Origin of the sequence: Bradyrhizobium sp. (assembly GCF_030693485.1) — a bacterium.
GTDB lineage: Bacteria > Pseudomonadota > Alphaproteobacteria > Rhizobiales > Xanthobacteraceae > Bradyrhizobium.
Genome location: NZ_JAUYAN010000128.1, coordinates 1 through 7,273, shown reverse-complemented (window position 1 = coordinate 7,273; position 7,273 = coordinate 1). Strand labels below are relative to the sequence as shown.

The 7,273-nt window shown below is 62.4% G+C and carries 6 protein-coding genes and 1 pseudogene; 3 read left to right on the top strand and 4 right to left on the bottom strand.

The window, feature by feature from the left end; translation table 11 throughout:
• Nucleotides 1-361 precede the first annotated feature (361 nt).
• On the top strand, nt 362-1,732 hold the full coding sequence (locus Q8N40_RS09295) for a DUF6719 family protein (RefSeq protein WP_371135653.1): 1,371 nt from the start codon (nt 362-364) through the stop codon (nt 1,730-1,732).
• Between the two features lie 73 nt (nt 1,733-1,805).
• On the opposite strand, the gene Q8N40_RS09290 is transcribed toward Q8N40_RS09295, so the two are convergent.
• The 3 genes from Q8N40_RS09290 to Q8N40_RS09280 form a co-directional block, all read right to left on the bottom strand.
• A complete protein-coding gene (locus Q8N40_RS09290) occupies nt 1,806-2,093 on the bottom strand; it encodes a hypothetical protein (RefSeq protein WP_305711618.1) in 288 nt (95 codons plus the stop codon).
• A gap of 184 nt (nt 2,094-2,277) precedes the next feature.
• Nucleotides 2,278-3,261, bottom strand: coding sequence for a tripartite tricarboxylate transporter substrate binding protein (locus Q8N40_RS09285; protein WP_305319709.1), 984 nt, complete (start codon nt 3,259-3,261; stop codon nt 2,278-2,280).
• A 287-nt stretch (nt 3,262-3,548) separates the two neighbouring features.
• Nucleotides 3,549-4,226: a nitroreductase gene (locus Q8N40_RS09280; protein WP_305319710.1), complete on the bottom strand. Its 678-nt coding sequence runs from the start codon at nt 4,224-4,226 to the stop codon at nt 3,549-3,551.
• Between the two features lie 180 nt (nt 4,227-4,406).
• Between Q8N40_RS09280 and Q8N40_RS09275 the strand changes: the two genes are divergently transcribed.
• Entirely contained in the window at nt 4,407-5,603 is a 1,197-nt protein-coding gene (locus Q8N40_RS09275) for an MFS transporter (protein WP_305711617.1), read from the top strand.
• A gap of 388 nt (nt 5,604-5,991) precedes the next feature.
• Nucleotides 5,992-6,729: a hypothetical protein gene (locus Q8N40_RS09270; RefSeq protein ID WP_305711616.1), complete on the top strand. Its 738-nt coding sequence runs from the start codon at nt 5,992-5,994 to the stop codon at nt 6,727-6,729.
• Between the two features lie 203 nt (nt 6,730-6,932).
• Here the strand turns inward: Q8N40_RS09270 and Q8N40_RS09265 are convergent.
• Nucleotides 6,933-7,043, bottom strand: a pseudogene (locus Q8N40_RS09265) (LysE family translocator); the annotation flags it as partial.
• Nucleotides 7,044-7,273 lie beyond the last annotated feature (230 nt).

Genomic DNA, 7,273 nt, shown 5'->3' with positions numbered 1-7,273 from the left:
CGATGCCGATGGCCGCAGCCGCCCGCGAAGCCTTCTCAACCGCCCGCGCCCGCGGCTTCGGGGACAGGGATTTTTCGGCGATGGTGGACGCGCTGTGCGACCTCGCGGGAATCGAGAAGCCGCGGTTGCCGAAGAAGTAGCCGACAAAAGTCATGCCCGGGCTTGCCCCGGCCATCCACGTCTTTCTTGCTCATACGAAAGCAAGACGTGGATGCCCGGGACAAGCCCGGGCATGACGGCCTTTCCGGGAGGCCGAAATTTGGCCCCGGCGTACAATCGCGTTACACTGCGATAGGTGACATTTCTCACAGATGGAACTCCGGCTGGGCGGTACGCGTCGCTATCATTTTTGGTGGACAGCATGTTTCGATTTCTGATCGCATTGATGTTTGCAGCTTTGAGTACCGAAGCCCTTGCGGAAAAACGCGTAGCGCTCGTTCTGGGAAACTCGGCCTATACGAAAGTCACCCCGCTTTCCAATCCCAGGAATGACGCGGCATCCATGGCTGCATTGTTCGAAAAGGCCGGCTTTTCCGTCGTTTCGCGAAATGATCTCACGATTGAAGAGATGCGCAAGACGATGCGGGATTTTACCGAGGCGTCCGGCGACGCCGAGATAGCCGTCATCTACTACGCGGGACACGGAATCGAGATCGACGGCATCAACTACCTGCTGCCGATCGACGCCAAACTGGCTCGCGACATCGACGTCGAGGATGAGGCGATATCGATGGACCGCGTCATGCGCACGATCGAGCCTGCCAGGAAACTCCGCCTCCTCATTCTCGACGCGTGCCGGGGCAATCCTTTTACGCAGAGCATGAAGCGCACGGTGGCGAGCCGCTCCGTGGGGCGCGGGCTGGCGAAGGTCGAGCCGGCAACCTCGGATACACTGGTCGCGTTCGCGGCAAAGGCAGGATCGACGGCCGCCGATGGCGACGGCAGCAATAGCCCTTTTTCAGCGGCACTGATCAAGCACATCACGGTTCCCGGCCTCGACCTCCGAATCGCGCTCGGCCGTGTGCGCGACGAAGTGCTGTCCAGCACCTCGCGTCGCCAGGAGCCATTCGTTTACGGTTCGCTCGGCGGCTCCGTCGTATCTCTCGTGCCGCAGGCCGAGGCCGCTCCGGAAGCGTCGCAGGTTGCGGCGCCAGCCGCCGGCGATGCGTTGCGGCGTGATTACGAACTCGCCGTGCAGGTCGGGACCCAGCAGGCCTTCGAAAGTTTTCTCGATGCCTATCCCACAGGATTCTATGCGAATTTGGCGAAGTCGCAACTGGCCAAGGCCGTCGCTGCAAGAAAGGCTGAAGCCGCCGCCGCGGAGGCCAAGGCGAAGGCGGAAGCCGCGGCCGCAGCGGCTTCGAATGGCGATACGGCCATGCAGAAGAAGGCCGCGACCGACGCCCAGCGGGCAAAAGCCGAAGCCGATGCGAAGGAGAAACTTGCGGCATCAGCCGAGCGCGCCCGTCGCCGCGCGGCCGAACGCGCTTCGGAACAAGCCCGGCAACGCGAACGAAACCCGGGCGCCGCTGCTGGCGGCGCCGCTTCCCGGGTGCCGCGCAATGCGGGCGGATCTCCCGTGCTCGCCAGCGTTCCGCCCCCGGGCACCGTGCCCTATGGCAAACGGCTTTTGATCAATAATGGCCAGTGCCCCGCGGGCCAGATTCTGGAGATGATTGCCGGAAACCCTCAAATGCAAACCAGGCGGTCGTTGAGGTGCATCCCGCGCTGATCGACTCCGTATCGGTGTTTTCAGGACACTAAGGCGGATTAGCGAAGCGTAATCCGCCATCCAATTTTCGATCTCAGTTCTTCGGCATATCCATGCCCTTGTGCGGGTCGTCGGCCTTCATGCCGCCGCCCATCATCGCCATGTTCTTGCAGCACGGGAAGCCGCCCATGGCCATGCCGGTCTGTGGCTGTTGCGGCTGAGCCTGCGGCGCAACCGGCCATTCGGACATTTGCTTCATGCCGCCGCCCGAAGCGCCGCACATGCCGCCGGCGCCGGCCTGCTGGCCGCCGCCGCACATGGCGGACGCCGGTGAGAAGCTGAACAACACCGCGATAGCCGTCGAAGCGAGCAACAGGCGCATGGGGAATCCTCCTGATAATCGGCGGACGTTACACCCTGTCGCGAAACACCGGCGATCACGTTCCGGTCAGCGTCGTACGTGTCGAGGGCCGTAGCCCGGATGGAGCTCTTGCGAAACCGGGGCCTCCGCTGCATCCCTTCCCGGATTGCGCCAGAGCTCCATCCGGGCTACGCGCGCTGCGCCGCTACTCCGCCGGCTTGACGCCGAGATCGCGCAGGATTCGCAGCATCACGTCGCTGTCGCGCTTGAAAATGCGGGCCGTCGTTTCAAGATCCGCCGGGGAACTCAGAATGAAGTTGTTCAGCATCTGCTGGACCTTGGAATCGGATCCGGCCTTGATCAACAGCGGTGCGAGCTGGTCGATGATCTCCTTCGGCGTGCCGGTCGGTACCGCGAAGACGGTGAAGGCGCGCAGGTCGTAGAAGTCGCCGACGGCGCCCTGTTCGGTCATGGTCGGCGTGTCCGGATAGGGTGGCAGGCGGCTGCCGACCACGCCGATCAGGTTTCCGGTCCCCGCCTGAATGACGGGTGCCGCCGCGGCGTAGCTTCCCGCGGCGCCATCCAGCGTCTGCCCCGCGATGTCGTTCCACATCGGCGCCTCGCCGCGATACTGGATGACCTGGAATTGAATGCCGTATTGCTTGGCGATGGTCGCGATCAGGACGTGCGGCGTCGAACCCACGCCGTACGATCCCCAGTTCAGGCTGCCGACCTTCTTGCCATATTCGATGAATTCGCGGAGATTCGTGGCGCCGGTCTTCTTCGCCGCCACCACCGGCCCTCCGGCGCCGCTGACCATCGTCAGATAGATGAAGTCCTTTTCGGGATCGTAGGGCAGGTCCTTCACCGTCAGGCGGTTCTGGATCAGGGATGAGGAAATCGTGCACAGGATGGTGGTGCCGTCAGCTTCGGCACGTTTCGCGTCCGCCACGCCGATGACGCCGCCTGCGCCGGCCTTGTTCTCGATGATGACCGTCTTGCCCAGCGCCCGCGCCAGATAGTCGCCGAACGCCCGCGCGATGCCGTCGGTCTGGCCGCCGGCCGGATACGGCACGATGATGCGAATGGGGCGCGCGGGCCACGCGGATTGCGCTTCGGTCTTGACGGACGGGGCGCACAACAGCGCCGCCGAACCCGTCACGAATGTTCGCCGTGTCAGCTTTTTCATTTTTCCTGCCCTGTTGAGTTTCTTGTCGATCGTCCGGCCGCGAGGGCCGGGTTGGAATCAGAATAAGGCTGCAGGGCGGATTAGCGAAGCGCAATTCGCCATCCAACCTTCGTGCATCGGCGGGTTGTGCTGCGCGAAAATTCCGCGCTGCGGGTTATGAAAGGTTTGGCAGCAGGCCATGTGCCGGATGGTTCGAGACGCGCGTCGCGCAGCGCAAGGGCGCCGCCCGACGCGCTCCTCACCATGAGGGACGGGGGGTATCGCTTTCGCTCACCCATGCTGCGCGCCTAATTCCCGAAACCGACGAACACGGTCGCTTCCTCGACGGATTTTCGTTCGGACACCACCGCATTCGCCGGGAAAGTGTCATCCGGCCAGCCCAGCGCAATGCTTTTCATGATGACCTGGTCGTCGGCGATGCCGGCGTGCTCGCGCACCACGGGCGATTGCATGATGCCCTGGCTGTTGATCACGGCGCCCAGCCCGCGCGACCAGGCGGCATTCACCAGCGCGGTCGCCACCGCGCCGCAATCGAACGGCGTATCGTCGCTGCCGTCCAGCACCCGGTCATAGGTCACGATCACGCAGACCGGCGCGTCGAATTGACGGAAGCCGCGCAGCACCCAGTCCTGGCGTTTGTCCTTGTCGTCACGCGCGATCCCCATCGCGGAGAACAACTGCTTGGCGACGCCGACCTGCCGGTCGCGATGCTGGCCGGCAAAGCCCTGACCGGTGCGAAACTCGCGCGACTGCGGGATGCCCGCCACCATCCGCTCGGTGTTGCCGGCGCGGATCCGGTCCAGCGGCTCGCCGGTGATGACATAGAAATTCCACGGCTGGGTGTTCATCGACGACGGCGCGCGCATCGCCAGACCGATGATTTCCGCAATCAGCGCCTTCGGTACCGGATCGGGCTTGTAGCCGCGGATGCTGCGGCGGCCGAGGATGACGTCATCGAACTGCATGTGGTTGGGATTCCCGGGTGATGTGTGAACTGGGCTGGATTTTCGCGGTTTCCGGGCTTTCGCGCAAGCCGTGAAGCGTTTTGGACGTCTCGGGCACTTGCCCGCTTCCAAATCACCTCTACGATCCCGCCAATGCTGCTGGCATAAGGGGTGAGCCGTCCCCGGAGAGGAAACGATCGCGTGAGCAACTCGCCGTTCCGGCGGATGATCGGGGCACCGGATTTCTGGCGTTTGTGGTATGTCGGCCTGATCGTCTCCACCGTGCGCTGGCTGGAAACCATCGCGGTCGGAGTTGTCGTCTACCAGCGCACCGAGTCCGCGTTTCTGGTGGCGATGATGACCATGCTCCGCCTGCTTCCGATGGCCCTTTTCGGGGTGTTTCTCGGCGCGCTTGCGGAACGCTTCGATCGCGGCCGGACGCTCCTCATCGTGGTGTTGATGATGGGCGGCACCTCGGCGGTCCTCGCGGTTCTGGACGGGACCGGGCAACTTGAGATCTGGCATCTCGCGTTCGCGAGTTTCATCAACGGCTGCGGCTGGTGCACCGAAAACCCGGTGCGCCGTGTGATGATTGGCGAGGTGGTGGGCCGCGAACAGATGGGCGCCGCGATGTCGCTGGATGTCGGCGCCGGCAATGCGAGCCGCATGGTCGGCCCCGCCGCCGGCGGATTCCTGCTCGCCGGGACCGGCCTCCAGGGAGCGTTTATCCTGGGCGTGCTGATGTATGGCACCGCGCTATGGGCAATTCTGACCGTCCGCTCGCGCATTCCCCGCGTCGCGGGCTCCGAAGCCGTGCTGGCGCGGATTGTCGAGGGGCTTGCTCTGGTCCGCACCGACAAGCGGCTCATCGGCGTGCTGGTCGTGACGGTGATCTACAACATCTTCGCGTGGCCGTTCACCAGCATGATTCCCGTCATCGGGCGCGATCGCCTGCATCTGGGTCCGGAAGGCGTGGGCATCCTGGCGGCCATGGACGGGATCGGCGCTTTCGTGGGCGCGCTTCTGGTGGGGTTGTGGTTGACCCCGAAATGGTACGGCCGGGTCTATCTCGGCGGTGTCGTCTGTTACCTGGTCACGGTGGTGATGTTCGCGCTGGTGCAAAGTCCTGTTCTGGCAGGCGTGGCATTGATCATGACGGGCTTGGGTGGCGCCGGCTTCGCGACGATGCAAGCCACGCTGGTCTATCTTGCCGCGCCGCTGCACATGCGCTCGCGCATCCTCGGCATCCTGACCGTCTGCATCGGCACCGGCCCGATCGGCTTCCTGTGGCTGGGCTGGCTCGCGGACCGCATCGGGTCCCACAACGCCGTGGCCGTGACCGGCGCGCTCGGCCTGCTGGCCCTTGCGGCGACCTGGCGCTGGTGGAAGGAGATTTGACGGTGAAGCGACGGGTCGCAGTGCCGTAGGGCGGATTAGCGAAGCGTAATCCGCCATTCAACCTTCGTGGATCGGCGGGTTACGCTACGCTAACCCGACGTCACTCGACGATCGGATACCTCAGCCCTGTTGAGTTCGAGCGCAAGGTGGGATTAGCTTAACCGGGTGTCCATCAAACCGGCAGCAGCTCACCCAGCGCTCACGGAAAAAGAGCGCTGGTGCAGGTTTACGCGGGTGGCGAATCCCACCTCCGTGCGAACATCATGTTGGGTATCGCTTTCGCTCCACCTATTCTACGCGCTGATAATTTTCCGAGTTGTACCGCTGCGTTATTCATGCGCTGAGTGTACCATGCCGCGAACGGTCGCAGGATTCGGGGAGTGGGGGCATGGGCGACATCCTGGAGAAATTTGCAGCGATGATCGGCGCAGCAACGCTGGCGTTGCTCCTATTCGCCGTCTGTCATGAATACGGGTACTTCTCGGTTATCGGCAGCCAATTCCAAACGTTCATTTCGACTTCAGATTACTTCACCAACGCGACGCAATGGATCGTATTTGCTCTTTGGATGGGCCTCACGTGGGTAAATTGGCGGGGCATCGACGACCCAAACTACTACCCGCCTCTTTCGATGGGATGGCAGGGGTGGATATTGCCTGGTCTCTTCGTGTTCTTGCTCCTACTCGAATTTTTCACCGGGTCTGGTTTCAACTTTGTCCCGGTATTCTTTTTGCTGCTCTACCTGTGGCTCTCATTCGGGACCAAGCTCGTTCCCTTCGCAGGTTCCGATGATAAAAACCTGAGAACGATCAGAAGGTCCATCATCGCTGTACCGATACTTGTTGTAGTCGCGTTTTTCGTTGGCCAGATGAAAGGAAACACCGCTCTCTCCACTGTCGAGGAACCCTACAAGATAAAAATTAAAGGCGGCGAGGAGCGTCAACGCATATTGCTGCGGAATCTCGACAAGGGCCTACTCGTGCGGAGCCCGACGCATGAGCGTATTGAATTTATTCGTTGGGACCAAATCGAGGAAGTCACAAAGCCGTCGCACACGACACGACTAGAAAGTTATTCATGCCGCTGGCTCAACGTGTGGTGCTGGCACTCGAAAGTTGAGCCATAACCAGACAGCCATTGTTCGCCGCACGGCGGCATTATTCGGCACGTGCCCCTCGTACTTCGCCAGCACCTGGGGCGTACTCCTAGGGCTGTCCGGCTGCTTCGGCATCCATGAGTGGATCGTGGGATGGAAATTACGGTGACAGTGCACAAAACTATGGATTCCGATTCCGGTGACAGTGCTGGACTGCACCCCGTCAGTGAGACACGGTCGCCGGCGAGCGTGCGAGCCGCGACGTAGAAGATGCCCGGCCCCGGCGTGATGGCGAGCACCAGGGCGGCAGCAACGAACAAGGCGAGTTGAACAAGGTCCGGCACTTCTTGTCTGAGACCCTTCGTGGCTCCTCGGGAGGGTGAAAATGCGACGTGCTTTGCGGATTCGGGGCTGCCGGGTCAAGCCCGGCAATGGGATACTTCAATGCGGCGCGCGCTTGGCCTGAGCAAGATGCAGCTCGCGTAGGGCGGGTTCACTTTAACCCGCCGATCCATACGAGATGGCGGATTAAAGGGAATCCGCCCTACAGCCCTGATGAAGCCCCAAATTCGAT

Bases quoted from the DNA above. Each gene is read 5' to 3' on its own strand.
- Q8N40_RS09280 (WP_305319710.1), bottom strand. From the start codon at position 4,226: ATGCAGTTCGATGACGTCATCCTCGGCCGCCGCAGCATCCGCGGCTAC.
- Q8N40_RS09270 (WP_305711616.1), top strand. From the start codon at position 5,992: ATGGGCGACATCCTGGAGAAATTTGCAGCGATGATCGGCGCAGCAACG.
- Q8N40_RS09285 (WP_305319709.1), bottom strand. From the start codon at position 3,261: ATGAAAAAGCTGACACGGCGAACATTCGTGACGGGTTCGGCGGCGCTG.
- Q8N40_RS09290 (WP_305711618.1), bottom strand. From the start codon at position 2,093: ATGCGCCTGTTGCTCGCTTCGACGGCTATCGCGGTGTTGTTCAGCTTC.
- Q8N40_RS09295 (WP_371135653.1), top strand. From the start codon at position 362: ATGTTTCGATTTCTGATCGCATTGATGTTTGCAGCTTTGAGTACCGAA.